Annotated in this window: 17 protein-coding genes; 13 read left to right on the top strand and 4 right to left on the bottom strand. The window is 69.7% G+C overall.

Annotation, left to right across the window (positions count from 1 at the left end):
- Positions 1-43 precede the first annotated feature (43 nt).
- The gene (locus HPO96_RS39480; protein ID WP_337796469.1) at positions 44-1,666 is read right to left on the bottom strand and encodes a right-handed parallel beta-helix repeat-containing protein; all 1,623 of its coding nucleotides are present in this window, start codon (positions 1,664-1,666) and stop codon (positions 44-46) included.
- 144 nt (positions 1,667-1,810) lie between these two features.
- Here HPO96_RS39480 and HPO96_RS01765 point away from each other — a divergent pair, with 144 nt between their 5' ends.
- The 6 genes from HPO96_RS01765 (at position 1,811) to nadA (ending at position 7,410) form a co-directional block, all read left to right on the top strand.
- On the top strand, positions 1,811-3,034 hold the full coding sequence (locus HPO96_RS01765; protein WP_171670409.1) for a glycosyltransferase: 1,224 nt from the start codon (positions 1,811-1,813) through the stop codon (positions 3,032-3,034).
- 73 nt (positions 3,035-3,107) lie between these two features.
- On the top strand, positions 3,108-3,533 hold the full coding sequence (locus HPO96_RS01760) for an adenylyltransferase/cytidyltransferase family protein (protein WP_171670407.1): 426 nt from the start codon (positions 3,108-3,110) through the stop codon (positions 3,531-3,533).
- Positions 3,530-4,264 (top strand): CDP-alcohol phosphatidyltransferase family protein, encoded by a 735-nt coding sequence (locus tag HPO96_RS01755; protein ID WP_171670405.1) that lies wholly within the window; start codon positions 3,530-3,532, stop codon positions 4,262-4,264. Before HPO96_RS01760 ends, HPO96_RS01755 begins: the two co-directional genes overlap by 4 nt.
- Positions 4,264-4,680, top strand: coding sequence for an FAD synthase family protein (locus HPO96_RS01750; RefSeq protein WP_171670404.1), 417 nt, complete (start codon positions 4,264-4,266; stop codon positions 4,678-4,680). The genes HPO96_RS01755 and HPO96_RS01750 overlap by 1 nt, the downstream gene beginning before the upstream one ends.
- The gene (locus HPO96_RS01745) at positions 4,680-5,867 is read left to right on the top strand and encodes a glycosyltransferase (RefSeq protein ID WP_171670402.1); all 1,188 of its coding nucleotides are present in this window, start codon (positions 4,680-4,682) and stop codon (positions 5,865-5,867) included. Before HPO96_RS01750 ends, HPO96_RS01745 begins: the two co-directional genes overlap by 1 nt.
- A 361-nt stretch (positions 5,868-6,228) precedes the next feature.
- Positions 6,229-7,410: a quinolinate synthase NadA gene (gene nadA, locus HPO96_RS01740; protein ID WP_337796468.1), complete on the top strand. Its 1,182-nt coding sequence runs from the start codon at positions 6,229-6,231 to the stop codon at positions 7,408-7,410.
- A gap of 75 nt (positions 7,411-7,485) precedes the next feature.
- Here nadA and nfi read toward each other — a convergent pair whose 3' ends face one another.
- A complete protein-coding gene (nfi, locus tag HPO96_RS01735; RefSeq protein WP_171670399.1) occupies positions 7,486-8,148 on the bottom strand; it encodes a deoxyribonuclease V in 663 nt (220 codons plus the stop codon).
- Between the two features lie 63 nt (positions 8,149-8,211).
- On the opposite strand from nfi, the gene HPO96_RS01730 reads away from it, so the two are divergent.
- The 6 genes from HPO96_RS01730 (at position 8,212) to HPO96_RS01705 (ending at position 13,447) form a co-directional block, all read left to right on the top strand.
- Positions 8,212-9,306: a glycerate kinase family protein gene (locus HPO96_RS01730; RefSeq protein WP_171670397.1), complete on the top strand. Its 1,095-nt coding sequence runs from the start codon at positions 8,212-8,214 to the stop codon at positions 9,304-9,306.
- A gap of 105 nt (positions 9,307-9,411) precedes the next feature.
- Positions 9,412-9,768, top strand: a complete 357-nt coding sequence (gene erpA, locus HPO96_RS01725) for an iron-sulfur cluster insertion protein ErpA (RefSeq protein WP_171670395.1) — start codon at positions 9,412-9,414, stop codon at positions 9,766-9,768.
- Positions 9,769-9,851: 83 nt separating this feature from the next.
- The gene (locus HPO96_RS01720) at positions 9,852-10,493 is read left to right on the top strand and encodes an ABC transporter permease subunit (protein WP_171670393.1); all 642 of its coding nucleotides are present in this window, start codon (positions 9,852-9,854) and stop codon (positions 10,491-10,493) included.
- Positions 10,486-11,664 (top strand): ATP-binding cassette domain-containing protein, encoded by a 1,179-nt coding sequence (locus HPO96_RS01715; protein WP_171670391.1) that lies wholly within the window; start codon positions 10,486-10,488, stop codon positions 11,662-11,664. Before HPO96_RS01720 ends, HPO96_RS01715 begins: the two co-directional genes overlap by 8 nt.
- A 281-nt stretch (positions 11,665-11,945) precedes the next feature.
- On the top strand, positions 11,946-12,488 hold the full coding sequence (locus tag HPO96_RS01710; RefSeq protein WP_238354673.1) for an ABC transporter permease: 543 nt from the start codon (positions 11,946-11,948) through the stop codon (positions 12,486-12,488).
- On the top strand, positions 12,485-13,447 hold the full coding sequence (locus HPO96_RS01705) for a glycine betaine ABC transporter substrate-binding protein (RefSeq protein ID WP_171670389.1): 963 nt from the start codon (positions 12,485-12,487) through the stop codon (positions 13,445-13,447). The genes HPO96_RS01710 and HPO96_RS01705 overlap by 4 nt, the downstream gene beginning before the upstream one ends.
- On the opposite strand, the gene HPO96_RS01700 is transcribed toward HPO96_RS01705, so the two are convergent.
- Entirely contained in the window at positions 13,434-14,861 is a 1,428-nt protein-coding gene (locus tag HPO96_RS01700; RefSeq protein WP_171670388.1) for a DHA2 family efflux MFS transporter permease subunit, read from the bottom strand. The genes HPO96_RS01705 and HPO96_RS01700 overlap by 14 nt on opposite strands.
- A 94-nt stretch (positions 14,862-14,955) precedes the next feature.
- Here HPO96_RS01700 and HPO96_RS01695 point away from each other — a divergent pair, with 94 nt between their 5' ends.
- Positions 14,956-15,666, top strand: a complete 711-nt coding sequence (locus HPO96_RS01695) for a TetR/AcrR family transcriptional regulator (RefSeq protein ID WP_171670386.1) — start codon at positions 14,956-14,958, stop codon at positions 15,664-15,666.
- Here the strand turns inward: HPO96_RS01695 and HPO96_RS01690 are convergent.
- Positions 15,663-16,991, bottom strand: a complete 1,329-nt coding sequence (locus HPO96_RS01690; RefSeq protein ID WP_171670384.1) for a PEP-utilizing enzyme — start codon at positions 16,989-16,991, stop codon at positions 15,663-15,665. The genes HPO96_RS01695 and HPO96_RS01690 overlap by 4 nt on opposite strands.
- Positions 16,992-16,996: the final 5 nt, after the last annotated feature.

Raw genomic sequence — 16,996 nt, 5'->3', positions numbered from 1 at the left:
AGCCGATGCAATACCCATTGTTGGTTGCTTTGTGCCACGAACTTCAGTTCAGGCTGAAGGTGCTGGAGGCATCCAATCCGGCGCTCTGCCACGCCAGGGCGGACAATTTGGCGCCCAGATTGGCGAAGTGTTTGGTGCCCAGGGCATCGACCAGGTAGTCGTTGTCACTGAACGTCACTTCACCCGCCGGCAGCGGCGCGGCCTTGTTCTGCACCGTTCCGGTCGCCTGCGCCCCGGTCATCGTGACCGTGTTCCCCGTAACGGTCACATCCCGCAGCAAGTACGCGCCCCACGGCCCGGCGCCGCGGGTTCGTGACTGGATGGCGATCCCGTTGACGTTCCCGGTCAGCCGGTTGTCGCGGACCTCGACATTCGACGAGGTGTTGATGTTGATCCCGCCGCCGTCCCACAGCGTCTTGCCGGAGCCGCGCCCGGTGCCGTGCCCGTTCCCGGTGATCACGTTGCCGGAGATGACGCCGTTCCGGCTGATCTCGAACCGGATGCCGTCGGCAAGGTTCCCGCTGATCGTGTTCCCGCTGATCACCCGGCCGTCGTCGGCGACGTCGGCCCAGATCCCGACCCCGCGGTTGGCCTTGATCAGGTTCCCGCTGACCGTCCCCGACGAGCGGGTGGACTTGATCCCGCCGGACTCCCAGTCCGCGACCCAGAAACCGTCGGTGTTGTTCTCGCTGATCACGTTCCGGGTCACGGTCGCCGCGGCCGAGCTGTACTGGCCGAGGCCGAGCTGCCCGTTGTGGTGGATCAGGTTCTTCTCGATCCGCGCCTTGTTCGCCTTGACCAGCATCACGCCGACGGCATGGTTCCAGCGGACGTCGTTCGCCGTCACCTGCCAGCCCGGACCCGACACCAGGGCCCCGGACTGCGGTGCGCTGGCGAAGTGCTCGACGGTCAGCCCGCGGACGACGACGCCCGTCGCGCCGGACTCGATCGCGGTCTTCGTCTTCGACATCTCGACCGAACGCCCAGCCGGGTTGGAGCCGATGTACACCGCATTCGCCGCGTAGTCGGCGTAGAAGTTGCCCGGGGCCACCGCTCCGGCGCTGGCGACCCGCGTCAGGTGGGCGCCGTCCAGGAAGACCTGCTCCCGCAGGTGGCAAATGTTGGCCACGTTGTCTTCACACTGCCCCGACTTCCCGTACGCCGCGGGCAGCACGCCACGCACCACCCAGCGGTCGCCGTCCCGCGTGAAGCCGGTCAGCGGCACGGAGCCGGTCAGTACGGCGCGCGCCGAGCTGGCGAGCACTTGACCGGCCTTGGGCCGAATCGTCGTACCGATCCGGTGTAGACCAGCAGCGAAGCAGTACGTCGTACCGGCAGCGCCGTCGGCGATCACGTCGGCCGCGTCGTCACCGGGCTCGATCACCTTGCCCTTGCACGGTCCCGCGACCGCCGGACCGGCCGCGGCCTGGTCGACGACCGGGATCGTCGGCGCGGCGGTGGTGACCGGAGGTGTGGACGGCGTCACCGGGGTCGACGGCTTCGGCTTCTGGCTCGGCTTCGCGGACGGCGGGCGCGAGGTAGCCGCCGGCTTGCCGGGGGCGGGGGTGGTGGCCCGCTGGGTCGGCGGCTTCTTACCGGCCTGGACCGGCTCGGAGGCTGGGCGTGACTTGGCGGCGGTTGTCGCGTTGTTCTCAGTTGCGATCACTGGCAGGGCGACCGTAACGACAGCGACGGCGGCAGCGATTAGTGCTGCGAGCCAAGACTTTCTCAACGCACCCTCCGAGGGTTGCGGTTCACCATTCCGCCTGGCGACACCAGGCGTAGCCACCGCGAGACTTAAGGTAGTGCCATGCGGGTCGCCATGTTGCACAACCGTTACCGGAGCGGTCAACCCAGTGGCGAGAACACTGTTGTCGCGCAAACGGTTGATTTGCTGGGTAACTCCGGACATGAGATCGACCTGTACGCCCGAAACAGCGACGATATCGCCGCGATGGGCCGAAAAGATCGCGCACTGTTACCGTTCCGCTCCGTATGGTCATATTCGGCCGAACGCGATTTAACACAGCTATTGCAGGCGAATCGGCCCGATGTGGTGCACGTCCACAACACTTTCCCGCTGTTCAGCCCGTCGGTGCTGCGGGCCGCGGCCAAGCTCGGCCTGCCGATCGTCGCCACCCTGCACAACTTCCGGCTGATGTGCGCGAACGCCGTCCTGCAGCGGGACGGCCGGCCCTGCGACTCCTGCGTCGGCAAGCTGCCGCTGGCCGCCGTCCGGCACAGTTGCTACCGCGAGTCGCGCGTCCAGACGTTGCCGCTGGCCACGAGCATCGGCGTCCACAACAGCCTGCACACCTGGCAGCGGTACGTGACCACGCTGATCGCCCCGTCGGAGTTCGTGCGCGAGCGGTACGTCGCGCACGGGTACGACGCCGATCGGATCGTCGTGAAACCGCATGCGGTCCCGCATGACGGCCAGGTCCGCAGCGGGCCGGGGGAGGCCGTCGTCTTCCTGGGGCGCCTGGTCGAGGACAAGGGGTTCGCGGATCTGTTGCGGGCCTGGGATTCGTCACTCGGCCGGCTCGTGGTGATCGGCGACGGGCCGTTGCGGGCCGAGGCCGAGGCGCGGGCCCGCGAAGACCTGTCGATTCAGGTACTTGGGCAACTTCCGTGGGCGCGTTGTATGGAAGTCCTTCGCCAAGCGCGCGCCGTCGTCGTCCCGGCGCGTTCGTATGAGACCTTCGGACTCGTGGTGGTGGAGGCGTTCGCGCACGGCGTTCCGGTGGTCGCGTCCCGGCTCGGGGCGCTGGCCGAGCTGGTGGACGACGGCGAGACGGGCGCGCTGGCCGGGCCCGGGGACGCCGAAGGGCTGCGGAAGGCGATCGAACTGGTGAGCGATCCGGTGACTTCGGTAGCCTTCGGCGAGCGGGCCCGACAGGTCTATCTCGACCGCTTCACCCCGGAGCGCGACCTCGCGGCCACGGAGAGGATCTACTCGGATGCGATCGCCCGGTACGCCGACGGCGCGCGCGGCCGGAGGGGACGCTGGGCCAGTCGTGACGCAGGGGTATAAGGTGCGACGGGTCGAGACCGGTTCGTCTCGACCGAGAGAAGGCTCCGTGGGGGAGCCGCAGGGGGAACGTAGCTTGCCGCAGATCGGATTTCTGGCCGGGGTCTTCGACCTGTTCCACGTCGGGCATCTCGACGTGCTCGGGCATGCCCGTCAGGCGTGCGACCGGCTGGTGGTGGGAGTGCTGAGCGACGAGTGGGCCGTCGAGGCCTGGGGCGCGCGGCCCGTCGTCCCGCTGCTGGAGCGGGCGCAGATCCTCGAGCACCTGCGGGTCGTCGACGAGGTGATTGCGGTGGACGACATCCGCCCGCAGTGGCTGCTCGGCGAGCTGGGCGTTGCGACGGTCTTCGCGGCCGGCGGCACGGACGGCGTCCTCGGGGTGGACGAGCTGACCGGCGTACCGGCCGGGCTGGTGCGGGTGCTGCCCGCGGGCCGGGTCTCGCGCAGCGCGATCCTGCGGGCCGCGATCGACCAGCGGCAGTCCCGCAGCTCGGTGGCATGACCGCGGGCACGCTCGGCGAGGTCGTCGCCCGGCTGTCCCAGGCGCAGAAGCCGTCCGCGGGCACCCCGGCGTACTCGCGGTTCGTCAACCGCCGGATCGGCCGCGTCTTCGCGGCCGCCGCCTTCCTGGCCGGCCGGACGCCGAACCAGGTGAGCATCACCAGCGGCCTCTGCTCGCTGGCCGGGATCGTGCTGATCGCGACCGTCCGGCCGTCGTTCGGGCCGGCGCTCGCGGTGACCGCGCTGCTCGTGCTCGGCTACGGGCTGGACTCCGCGGACGGGCAGCTGGCCCGGTTGCGCGGCGGCGGCTCGCCGCTCGGTGAGTGGCTGGACCACATGATCGACTCGGTGAAGATCGTGCTGCTGCACAGCGCCGTGCTGATCTCGTTCTACCGGTTCGATGCTTTTAGCAACGATCTGGTGCTGCTCGTGCCGCTGGCCTACGTGTGTATGTCGTCGGTGCTGTTCTTCGGGCTGATCCTGATCGACCAGTTGCGGCGGCGGCACGGCGATGTCGTGCAGAAACCCAACCAGCGCGGCGATTCGGTGCTGAAGTCGTTGCTGATCGCACCTAGTGACTACGGCGTGCTCTGCCTGGTCTTCCTGGCGTTCGGGACGCCGGCGGTGTTCGGCGTCCTGTACGGCGCGCTGCTCGCCGTCAACCTGCTCTTCCTCGCGGCCGCGGTCCGCAAGTGGTACCGCGAGATGGCCGCGCTCGGAGCGCCGGCCTGATGGGCGTCGTCGGCTACGCGCCGGGTGTCTACGACATGTTCCACATCGGGCATCTGAACATCCTGCGCCGGGCCCGCGAGCACTGCGACCACCTGATCGCGGGCGTGGTCGAGGACGATGTCGTGACCCGGATCAAGGGCCGGCCGCCGGTGGTGCCGCACGACGAGCGGATGGAGGTCGTGCGCGCGCTCGGGCTGGTCGACGAGGTCGTGAGCGACTGGTCGAGTGACAAGTTCGAGATGTGGAAGCAGTTGCGGTACGACGTCCTGTTCAAGGGCGACGACTGGAAGGGCACCGAGAAGGCCACGCGGCTCGAGCGGCTGCTCGGCGAGGTCGGCGCCCAGGTGCACTACTTCCCGTACACGGCGTCCACGTCGAGTACCGATCTGCGCCGCCTGCTGGAGGGATTGAGCTGATGCCGAGCCGGCCGAAGGTCCTGATCAGCGCCTACGCGTGTCGGCCGCAGGGCGGGTCGGAGCCCGGCGCCGGCTGGGCCTGGGCCAAGGCGGCGGCGCGCGATCACGATGTGTGGCTGCTGACGCGGGGCAAGTTCGCGCACGAGATCGCCGAGGAGCTGGCGGTCCGGCCGATCCCGGGGCTGACCGTCGTACCGCTCGAGCTGCCGCGGTGGGTGCTGAAGCTGCGTCGGCGTCCGGCGGATGTGTACTGGTATTACCCGTTGTGGCAGCGGCTGGCGGGGCGGACGGCGCGGCGGCTGCATGCCGAGCACGAGTACGACGTCATCCATCACCTCACCTTCGCCGTCGACTGGATGTCGGCCGGGGTGGTCAGGCCGTCGTCCGCGAAGGTGATCTGGGGGCCGGTCGGCGGGTCGACGACGGCGCCGCTGTCGATGGCGCAGTGGCTGGGGGCGCGCGGCGTCGTCGGCGAGCTGGTTCGCCGGGTCTACACCGGGCTGCGCCGCCATCTCACCGGACGGCGGACTGCGCGCGCCGCCGATCTGATGGTTGCGCAGAACAACGACGTCGCCGAGACGTTCCGGTCGTCGGCGCGGGAGATCGTCGTCCAGCCGAATGTCGCGATCCGCCGGTTCACGGCGTCCGGGCCCTACGAGCCGTTCGGCCCGCCGGGGGTGAAGACCGCGCTGTTCGTCGGCCGGCTGATCCCGTGGAAGGGCGTCCTGCTCGCGATCAGTACCCTCGCCCGGCCCGAGGCGGCCGACTGGGAGCTCCGGATCATCGGCGACGGCCCGGACTGGGAGCGCGCCGAGCGCCTCGCCGAACAGCTCGGCGTCCGCAATCGCGTCGAGTTCACCGGCCAGCTGCCCCGCGAGTCCGTCCTCGCCGCCATGTTCCGCGCCGACGCCGTCCTCGCCCCCGCCCTCCGCGAAGCCGCCGGCTGGGCCGTCACCGAAGCGCTCGCCTCCGGCTGCCCCGTCGTCTGCCTCGACCGCGGCGGCCCCTCCGTCATCGTCGGCCCCGGCGAAGGCGTCGCCGTCCCCTGGCGCGGCGACGTGGTCGGCGCCCTCGCCAAAGCGCTCGCCTCCCTCGACGGCCGCATCACCCCCGTCGACCGCTGGGGCCCCGACCGCCTCCCGGACCTCCTCGCCACCTGGTACGAAACAGCCCACGTTCCGCGGTGAGCCCCCCGCCCGCCCTGTTCTTCCTGCTTGAGTCTATCCGTGGGAGTGGGGTCGCCTGCGGCGTTGTCCACAGGCTTCCTGGGCGGCGCTGTTGCGGTGGTCGAAGGCGGGTGTCGGGCGGTCCGCCAGGTCCCCGTGCGGGTTGCTCCGGCGCGAGGTCGCTGTTGGGAACTTTTGTGTCGCTCTGCGGCATTTTGTTTCCGGCAAGTGGCGGGCGGTGGCCGAGTTGGGACGGGAGGCGCGGGGCGGGCGGACCTGGGGGGGAGTGGTACGACGGGGGCCGGGTGGCGGGGATTTCCAGGATCTGGGCTTGTGGTGTTGGACATGTGTGGGGGAGCGGGAGTGTGTGACGATGGTTGATGTGACGACTATCGCCGATGGGCAGAAGTCTTTGCCGTTGTTGTTCCTGGGGCAGAACACGGATCCGCATTCGGAGCGGGGGGTGGAGTGTCCGGGGGCGTTGCCGCCGGCTTCGGATCCTGATCTGGTGGAGCGGGCGCTGAAGGCCAAGGCTGCGTTGGGTGACCAGGTGTTCGTGCTGGGTCACCATTACCAGCGGGACGAGGTGATTCAGTTCGCCGATGTCACCGGGGACTCGTTCAAGCTGGCCCGGGATGCGGCGAATCGGCCTGATGCGCCGTACATCGTGTTCTGCGGTGTGCACTTCATGGCGGAGTCGGCCGACATCCTCACCAACGAGAACCAGACGGTGATCCTGCCGGATCTGGCGGCCGGCTGCTCGATGGCCGACATGGCGCGGATCCAGCAGGTCGAGGCGGCCTGGGAGGCGCTGGCCGACGCGGGTGTGGCCGACGTGACCGTGCCCGTCACCTACATGAACTCGAGCGCCGACATCAAGGCGTTCTGCGGCCGCAACGGCGGCGCGGTCTGTACGTCGAGTAACGCCGACGTCGCGCTGGAGTGGGCGTTCGAGCAGGGCGAGAAGGTGCTCTTCCTGCCCGACCAGCACCTCGGCCGGAACACCGCGGTGCTGAAGATGGGCATCTCGCTGGACGAATGCGTCGTCTACGACCCGCACAAGCCGGGCGGCGGGCTGACCAAGGAGCAGCTGGCCGCGGCGAAGATGATCCTGTGGCGCGGGCACTGCTCGGTGCACGGCCGGTTCACGCCCGAGTCGGTGGACGACGTCCGCGCGCGCGTCCCCGGGGTGAACGTGATCGTCCACCCGGAGTGCCGCCACGAGGTGGTCACGAAGGCGGATCTGGTCGGCTCGACGGAGTACATCATCAAGAAGCTGGAGTCGGCCGAGCCGGGGACGTCGTGGGCCGTCGGCACCGAGCTGAACCTGGTCCAGCGGCTGGCCAAGCAGCACGCCGACAAGAACATCGTCTTCCTCGACAAGACGGTCTGCTACTGCGCCACGATGAACCGGATCGACCTCCCGCACTTCGTCTGGGCCCTGGAGAACCTCGTCGCCGGCCACGTCGTCAACCCGATCAAGGTCGACGCCGACACCGAGCACTACGCCAAACTCGCCCTCGACCGCATGCTCGCCCTCCCCGGCAAAACCGCCCGCGACTAGCGGTGCATACGAACGGGTAGAGGTGGGGCGCCGGCGCGGTTCGCCACGCCTGAGCGGCGGCGGCCGGCTCGACTACTACCCGTTCTTCGGTTCGGCGGTGAGCGCGCGGCGGCAGAGGTGGTCGGCGGCTCGGGTGGTTTCGGGCAGCCGGTAGTGGGGTGCCAGGTGCAGGACGTGGGCTATTGCTGTCGGCAGGCTGATGCGGTGGCCGACTGACACGTAGACCGGCTTCACGCCGTGCTGGGTGCGGACGGCGGCGCCGACGACCTCGCCGTCGAGGACGAGGTCGGCGGTGGAGCCGCGGGCTGTGCCGGGCTCCAAAAGCGTGCCGACGAATGCCGTCTTGGCCACCCCGATCGCCGGAATGCCGGTCAGCACGCCCAGATGCGAGGCGAGGCCGAAGCGGCGGGGGTGAGCGATGCCGAAGCCGTCGCAGACCAGCAGGTCAGGCGGCGTCGTCAGCTGGTCCAGAGCCGCCAGCAGCGCCGGGACCTCCCGAAAGGCGAACAGCCCGGGGACGTACGGGAACGTCGTCCGCCCAGGGACCACCGCGCGGTCGACCTCGTTCAGGCCGTCCCACTCCAGGACGACGACGGCGGCAGCCAGCCGATCGCCGTCGTAGGCGACGTCGAGCCCGGCCACGAACCGCGGCGCGGGACCGTGGTCGGTGGCGTCGACCTGGTGGCGGAGCTCTTCCTGGACGGCGATCGCCTCGGCGGCGGTGGTGGGCCAGTGCACCGGTAGACCGTAGACCGAGATGGCGGGAGGCGGCTCCAGTGGTCGGTGGGGGAAGATGACCGCATGCGAGTGCTGATTGCGCCGGACAAGTTCGCCGGGACGTTGAGCGCGGTGGAGGCGGCCGCGGCCATTGAGGAAGGCTGGCGGCGCCGGGATCCGGAGGCTGAGGTGCTGGTGGCGCCGATGGCCGACGGCGGCCCGGGCTTCATCGACGTCCTGTCCGCGGTGGTCGACGGGACGTTGCTCTCGGTGACGGTTCGCGGCCCGCTGGGCGCGGACACCCCGGCGACGGTGCTCGTCGCGGGGGAGACGGCGTACGTCGAGACCGCCCAGGCCTGCGGCCTGCACCTGGTCGAGCCGGCCGATCGCCGTCCGGAGGACGGGACGACGTACGGCGTCGGTCAGCTGATCGCCGCCGCGGTGGACGCCGGGGCGAAGCGGATCATCCTCGGTCTCGGCGGCTCCGGGACGAACGACGCCGGCGCCGGTCTGCTGGCCGCGCTCGGCGCCACGGCAGTGGACGGCGACCTCGCAGCGGGCGCGGCCGGATTGGCCGAGCTGACCGCGGTCGACCTGGAGCCGGCGCTGACCCGGGTGGCCGGGATCGAGTTCGTGGCCGCCAGCGACGTGGAGAACCCGATGCTCGGGCTGCGCGGCGCGACCAACGTGTTCGGGACGCAGAAAGGCCTCACGGACGAGCGGAAGCCTGCTGTGGACGGCTGGCTGACCAAGTTCGCCGAGCTGGCCGGGCGGAAGACCGCCGATCAGAAGGGCGCGGGCGCGGCCGGCGGGCTCGGTTATGCGCTGCTCCTGCTCGGCGCCGAGCGGGTGTCCGGGATCGACCTGGTCGCCGAGCTGACCGGGCTGAAGGAGAAGGCGGCCCAGGTCGATCTGGTGCTCAGCGGCGAGGGCGCGTTCGACTTCCAGTCCCGTGACGGCAAGGTGATCGCCGGGGTCGCCAAGGTGGCCAACGACGCCATGCGGCCCTGTGTGGTGCTCGCGGGCAAGGTGCTGATCGGAGCGCGGGAAATGCGCACGATGGGGGTGGAATCGGCGTACTCGCTGGTCGACGCCGTCGGCGAGGCGCAGGCGTTCGCGGACCCGCACGGCTCGCTCGCGACGGTCGCGGAGCGGGTCGCGAAGACCTGGGCGCGCTGACGGGATTCTTGATCCTCGAAATTGGTGTGCGACCATGGGAATGTTCACGGACCGGGCGCTGTTGCCGGTGTTGACAGGACTTTTGCGAGATGACTGGAGTCAGGAATGACTGAAGCGCAGACCGAGCAGACCGTCGCCAGTGGTGTGCTCCTCACCGACGGGGCCGCAGCCAAGGTGAAGGCGCTGCTCGACCAGGAAGGCCGCGACGACCTCGCGCTCCGGGTCGCCGTACAGCCGGGTGGCTGCTCCGGTCTCCGGTACCAGCTGTTCTTCGACGAGCGTCAGCTCGACGGCGACGTGGTGGCCGACTTCGACGGTGTGAGCGTCGTCACGGACCGGATGAGCGCGCCGTACCTCAAGGGTGCGTCGATCGACTTCGTGGACACGATCGAGAAGCAGGGCTTCACGATCGACAACCCGAACGCGACCGGCTCCTGCGCCTGCGGCGACTCGTTCAACTGAGCTGGCCCCGAAAGCCCCCGGCGCCCCTGCGGCGTCCGGGGGCTTTCGCATGAAGAAAACACTTGTTGGGTACGGAGCCGCTCGTGTGGGACTACATCACCGAGCGTCACTCGCAGCTCCTCTATCAGAGCTATCAGCATCTGAGCCTGGTCATCCAGTGCGTGCTGCTGGCGACCGTGATCGCCGTCGGGCTGGCGGTCGTCGTGCACCGCAACCCGCGGATTGCCGCGCTGGCCGGCGGGGTGAGCGCGATCGGTCTGACCATCCCGTCGTTCGCGCTGCTCGGCCTGCTGATCCCGCTGGCCGGGATCGGGACGGCGACGTCGGTCGTCGCGGTCACCTTCTACGCGGTGCTGCCGATCCTGCGGAACGCCGTCGTCGGCCTGGCCGGCGTCGACGCGACGCTGATCGAATCCGCCCGCGGGATGGGGATGGGCGCCATCCGGACGTTGCTGCGGATCGAGATCCCGCTGGCCTGGCCGGTCATCCTGGCCGGGGTGCGGGTCTCGGCGCAGATGTCGATGGGGATCGCCGCGATCGCGGCGTACGTGCTCGGGCCCGGGCTGGGCAGTTTCATCTTCACCGGTCTGACCCAGATCGGCGGCGCGAACGCGCTGAACTCGGCGCTGGTCGGCACGCTCGGGGTCGTGCTGCTCGCGCTCGTACTGGACGCTCTGCTGCTGCTCGTCGGCCGCCTGACCACCTCGAGGGGTATCCGTGTCTGAAATCAGTGGCGTCGACATCGAGCTGACCGACGTGGTCAAGCGGTATCCGGGCCAGAAGAAGCCGGCCGTCGAGGGGCTCAGCCTGCACATCCCGGCCGGTGAGATCGTGATGTTCGTCGGGCCGTCGGGCTGCGGTAAGACCACGTCGCTGAAGATGATCAACCGGCTGATCGAGCCGACGTCCGGGAGCATCCGGATCGGCGGCGAGGACATCGGGCGGCAGAACGACGACGACCTGCGGCGCCGGATCGGGTACGTGATCCAGGGCGGCAGCCTGTTCCCGCACATGACCGTGACGCAGAACATCGCGCTGGTCCCCGGGCTGCTGGGCTGGGACCGGCGGCGGACGGCGGAGCGCGTCGACGAGCTGCTCGAACTCGTCGGGCTCGACCCGGCGCGGTATCGCGACCGGTACCCGCGGGAGCTGTCCGGCGGGCAGCAGCAGCGGGTCGGGGTCGCGCGCGGGCTGGCCGCGGATCCGCCGGTGATCCTGATGGACGAGCCGTTCGGCGCGGTCGACCCGATCACGCGGCAGCGGCTGCAGGACGAGCTGCTCAGCATCCAGGAGGAGCTGCGGAAGACGATCGTCTGCGTCACCCACGACTTCGACGAGGCGGTCAAACTCGGCGACCGGATCCTGATCCTGACCGAGGGCGCGCAGATCGCGCAGTACGACAAACCCGAGGCGATCCTGGCCAGCCCGGCGAACCGCTTCGTCGCGGACTTCGTCGGCGCGGGCGCGGCGCTCAAGCAGCTGACGCTGAGCCGGGTCAGCGAGATCGAGCTGAGCCGCCCGACCGTCGCCGAGGTCGGCGCGGCCGCCTCGCCGGTGCTGAGCGCGGCCAAGGCGGCGGGGGACACGTCGGTGGTCATTCTCGACGGCAAACGCCGTCCGGTCGACTGGATGTGGACCACCGACCTCGACGGCCTCGACAAGGTCCCCGCCCCACCCGACGACACCGACCTGGTCACCATCGACCGCCGCGCCACCCTCAACGACGCTCTCGACACCATGCTCATGTCCAGCCACGGCAGCGCCGTCGTCACCGGCCGCCGCGACGAGTACCTGGGCGTAGTCGACTTCCAAGCCGTCGTCACCCGCATCCAAGAACACCACGAAGAACAAGCCACGCGGGTCGACACCGAGGATCCCACCGGAGCGCCGGCGTGACCGCGCTTGATCCCGGGCCGGATACGCAGCCGGCGGGTGGGAAGAACCTGGCTGATGCGAAGGGGGCCGCGGCTGCGTTGGCCACCTCGCGGCGGCGGCGTCCTAGTTGGGGTGTGTTGCTTGGGCAGCCTCTGTTCGTAGCGGTGGTGATTGGGGCTTGGGCGGTTTGGCGTAGTAACGCTGAGTTGGATGCTATTGAGCAGCGGCAGCTTGAGTGGGGGTTGCTGGGGCGGCTGACGGTTCAGCATCTGCAGTTGACCGTGGTGGCTACGGTAATCGTGTTGGCGATTGCGGTGCCGTTGGGGATCGCGCTGACGCGGCCGGGGGTGAAGCGGGCGGCGCCGGTGGTGGTGGCGGTGGCCAATGCGGGGCAGGCGGCGCCGGTGATCGGGCTGGTGGTCCTGCTGGCGATCTGGCTCGGGTTCGGGTTCTGGACGGCGATCCTCGCGCTCTGCCTGTACGCGATCCTGCCGGTACTCCGAAACACGATCGTCGGCCTGCAGAGCGTCGACCCGACGCTGGTCGAGGCCGGTCGCGGGATGGGGATGTCGAACCGCGCCGTCCTCGGGCGGATCGAGTTGCCGCTGGCCGTCCCGGTGATCATGGCCGGCATCCGGACGGCGCTCGTCCTCGTCGTTGGGACGGCGACGCTCGCGACGTTCATCGACGCCGGTGGGCTCGGCAGCCTGATCACCACCGGCATCAGGCTGCTCCGGTATCCGGTCCTGATCAGCGGCGCGATCCTGGTCGCGGCGCTGGCGCTGCTGATCGACTGGGCGGGCCGAGTACTCGAAGAGGTCACCCGACCGAGGGGGCTCGAATGAAGCGGCTGCTGGCGGCATCTCTCGTCCTGCTGCTCTCGGCTTGCGGCCTGGGCACCAGCGGCGGTTTCGTGCCGACCGGCGCGCTCAACGCGCAGCTCAGCCAGGTCGACCTCCAGGGCCTCAAGATCGGCATCGGCTCGAAGAGCTTCCAGGAGCAGCTCATCCTCGGCAAGATCGCCGCGATCCTGCTCCAGTCGGCCGGCGCCGAGGTCAAGGACCTGACGAACATGCCGGGGAGCGACACCTCCCGGCAGGCGATGCTGCAGGACCAGATCCAGTTCTCCTGGGAGTACACCGGCACCGCGTGGATCTCCTACCTCGGCCACGAGACCGGCATCCCCGACAAGCAGAAGCAGTACGACGCCGTCCGCACCGAGGACCGCGAGAAGTACGACCTGATCTGGCTCAAACCCGCCCCGATGAACAACAGCTACGGTTTCGCCGTCACCCGCAAGGAGTCCGAGCGGCTGAAGCTCACCAAGCTGTCCCAGGTGGCGAGCCTGCCGGCCAAGGAGCGCACGTTCTGCGTCGAGTCCGAGTTCGCGAACCGGAACGACGGGTTCGAGCCGATGCTGAAGCACTACGGCGTCCCGCTGGGCTCCGGCGTCCGGCGCGACGACGTCCGCACCCTCGACACCGGCGCGGTCTACGTCGCGACCAGCAAGGGCGACTGCCTGCTCGGCGAGATCTTCACCACCGACGGCCGGATCAAGGCCCTCGACCTGGTCGTTCTCGAGGACGACAAGGCGTACTTCCCGGCCTACAACGTCGCGCCGGTGGTCGCGAAGAAGGTCCTCGACCAGTACCCGCAGCTGCCGAAGCTGTTCGAGCCGGTCTCGGACAAGCTGACCGACGAGGTGCTGATCGAGCTGAACGCCCAGGTCGACGTCGACGGCCGCGAGCCTGCCGACGTCGCCATGGACTGGCTGGTCAAGGAAGGTTTCGTCACGCGGGACTAGTTTCGCGGGCCCGCTTCGGCAGCAACCAGGTGACCGCGAAACTCACCAGGAACAACCCGGTCGCGACCAGGACGGTCGTCTTGGTCGCGCCCAGGAACGCGTGCCCGGGCAGCAGCTGGAAAAAAATCGTCCCGAGGACGGCGACTCCGACGGCGCCGCCGTACTGCTGCATCGCGGTCAGGACGCCGGACGCCGAGCCGGCCGCCTCGTCGCTGATCGACGCCAGGATGATGTCGAACAGCGGCGCGAACACCATCCCCGAGCCGATCCCGGTGATCAGCGTGGCCGGCACCAGATTCCAGACCGTGGTGGCATCGCCGTACGTGTGCAGGGTGAACCAGACGCCGAGCATCCCCAGCGTCATCACCACGACGCCCAGCTGCAGCGCGCCCCGGCCGAGCCTGGGCGCGAGCAGCCCGCCGGACAGCGGCGCGCCGATCGCGATCCCGAGCGAGAACGGCACCATCGCGACGCCGGCCTTCAGCGGGCTGTAGTGCAGGCCGAGCTGGGTGAACAGGTTGAAGACCAGCATGAAACCGGACATCGCCAGGAAGAACGTGCTGATCACGCCGAGCCCGGCGACGAACCCGCGGTTGCGGAACAGCGACGGATCGATGACCGGGTTACCCGAGCGGCGCTCGCGCCGGCCGAACAGCGCGAAGACTGCGAGCGACGAGATCAGCATCACGATCGACCAGGCCGGCCAGTCCAGCTCACGACCCTGGACGAGCGGGTAGATCAACAGCCCGGACGCCAGGCTGACCAGAATGACGCCGAGCGCGTCGAGCGATCGCGCGCCCGGCGTCTTGAGCTCAGGCATGAACCGGAGCGCGCCGAACAGCGCGAGCAGGCCGATCGGGATGTTGATGAAGAAGATTGACCGCCAGCCCTGGCCGAACCAGTTCGCGTCGATCAGGATGCCGGCCACGATCGGGCCGGCCACCGCGGACAGCCCCATCACCGGCCCGAACAGCGCGAACGCCTTGCCGATCTCGGCGGGCGGGAAGACCGACTTCAGGATGGCGAACCCCTGCGGGATCATCACCGCGCCCAGCAGGCCCTGCGCGATCCGGCTGCCGATCAGCAGTTCGGGGGAGGTGGCCAGCCCGCAGAGCGCGGAGGCGAGCGTGAAGCCGGCCGCGCCGATCAGGAACAGCCGGCGGCGTCCGGCCAGGTCGCCGAGCCGGCCGAAGGTGACCAGCCCGATCGCGAAGGCGAGCGTGTAACCGGCGAGCATCCACTGCATCGCGGACTCCGAGCCGCCCAGCTCGGCCCGGATCGACGGCGCGGCGATGTTGACGATGGTCGCGTCGACCAGGTCCATGATCTCGGCGACCAGGACCGTGGCCAGCACGATCCAGCGCCACCGGTACGCCGTACCGGCCGGCGCGGGCGGAGTGCGTGTGGTGCTCATCGATGGCTCCTATTTCGAACGGCGTTCGTTAACGAACACCGTTCTACGCTCGAACACCGTTCCTGTCAAGAACGGCGTTCGCTAGAGTGACCCCATGACCCAGTCGCCGTGGCAGCCGATCAGCCCGCCGAAACCCCCGCGCCCGGCCAAGGCGCCGCTGACCCGGGAGCGGATCGTGGACGCCGCGATGCGGCTGCTCGTCGACCACGGCTACGACGCGGTCTCGATGCGCAAGGTCGCCCAGGAGCTCGGCACCGGCCAGGCCTCGCTGTACGCGCACGTGGCGAACAAGAGCGAGCTGGACCAGCTGCTCGTGAACCGGGCCGCCGAGCAGATGGAGTTTCCGGCCGAGCCGGACCCGGAGCGCTGGCAGGAGCAGCTCAAGGACTGCATGCGCGAGATGCTGCGAGTGATGCGGGCCAATCCGGGCGTCGCGCGGGCCGCGATCGGTCAGGTCCCGCTCGGCGAGCAGGCGCTGCTCAGCACCGAGAAGTTCCTCGCGATCCTGAAGGCCGGCAACCTGCCCGATCAAGCGGCCGCCTGGGCCGTCGACCTGATCCCGCTCTACGTCACCGCGGTCTCCTTCGAGGAGACCGTGCAGAGCGCCTCGGCCTGGACGCCGGCGGATCTCGAGGGGTACGTCGGCCGGATGCGCAGCTACTTCGAGGGCCTGCCGGCCGACCGCTTCCCGCTCACCCTCGCCCTGGCCGGCGCCCTGACCTCAGGCTCCGGCGGTGACGAGCGCTTCGAGTTCGGCATCTCGGTCATCACCGCCGGCCTGGCGTCACTGGCCGAAAAGCCCTAGCTCGCCTGCTCGACAGTCAGCTCGTCGGGCTGAATCGGCCACGGCACCCGGCGCCGCAGCTCCAGCTCGTACGTCGCGCGGCGTTCGGCCACGATCGTCCGCAGGTCGCCCTGCGAACGGACGTCGCGCAGATCGAGGAAGAACACATCGGTCGGCGCGTCGAGCCGATCGGCCGCGACCAGCTCCGCGCCGACCATCCGCAGCTCACGTCGGGCCGCCGCGAGGATCCGGACCAGCAAGTACTTCGGCGTCTCCCGCAAGGCGGCCAGCTTCCGCGCCCGGCCGAGCGCGAACCGGGCGATCCGGCCGCGAACCAGGCCGACCCGGGCCGCCAGCTCGGCGATCTTCCGCTCGGCCGCCTCGGCCCGGGCGGCAAGCCCCTCAGGGGCGTCGGTGGCCCGCAGGTGATCGGCCAGGACGGCGACGATCGGAGCCGGATCCTCGGACCAGCGCGGCGTCCCGAGATCGAGTTCCGTCACGCCGCGATGACCGTGCTGACCGAAGAACTCGACCAGCCCGTCCTGCAGGACCGCGGGCAGCGCGCCGACGCGATACCGGGCCGCGACCGTCTCGGGGGAGTCGTCGAGTGCACGCACCGACTCCTCGTCGGTCCGCACTCGCTCGGCCAGCGCCCACAGCTCCAGATCGAGCTCGGCCGTCAGGTCGTGTCCGCGCAAAACGGTCTGCAGATCGCTGTGATGAGCGGTCTTGCCGAGTGCTTTCCGGGCGAGATCGGTCAGCGCGACCCCGGCCGCCGACGCGGCCGGCAGCCGGTGCAGCAATGCGGTCGCCTCGGTGCGCAGCAGACGCTCGACGAAGTCCAGCCGGGCGGCCGTCGAGCGGGTCGCCGCGCCGAGCAAGGTGGTGACGCGAGCTGAGGCTCGGCGTACGCGACGGTGTGCCGAGGATGGCGCGACGGCGACCGACAGCGCACGGAAGCGGGAGCGCCGGCCGTCGATGAGCTCGGACAGCGACGTCCCGATCAGCCGCAGGCCGTCGAGGCCCATCGGAGTCGTCGGCTCCGGCACGCCTCGCGCGAGGCTGAGCCGGAAGTCGACGTGAGCCGTCGGGCCGTTCATCCGCTGGACCGCGACCGTCCGCTGTTCACCAGCGCAATACCGCCGGACGGCGTCCACCACCGCGTCCGCGCCGACGACGTCCAGCGAGATCTCCCCGGACGATGACCGGACCGCGACCGGTACGTCGGCGCCCAGCCGCGCGTACGCCGTCCGCAGCTCCGCGGCGATCTCAGCCGGGAGACCACCCGTCGCCGTCACGCAGAAGCCGTCCGTGTCGAACTGCTCCAACTCCACCCATGCACTCATCAGCA

It is taken from the genome of Kribbella sandramycini (genome assembly GCF_013131805.1).
Classification (GTDB): domain Bacteria; phylum Actinomycetota; class Actinomycetes; order Propionibacteriales; family Kribbellaceae; genus Kribbella; species Kribbella sandramycini.
This window is presented reverse-complemented; position numbering and strand designations above follow the sequence as displayed.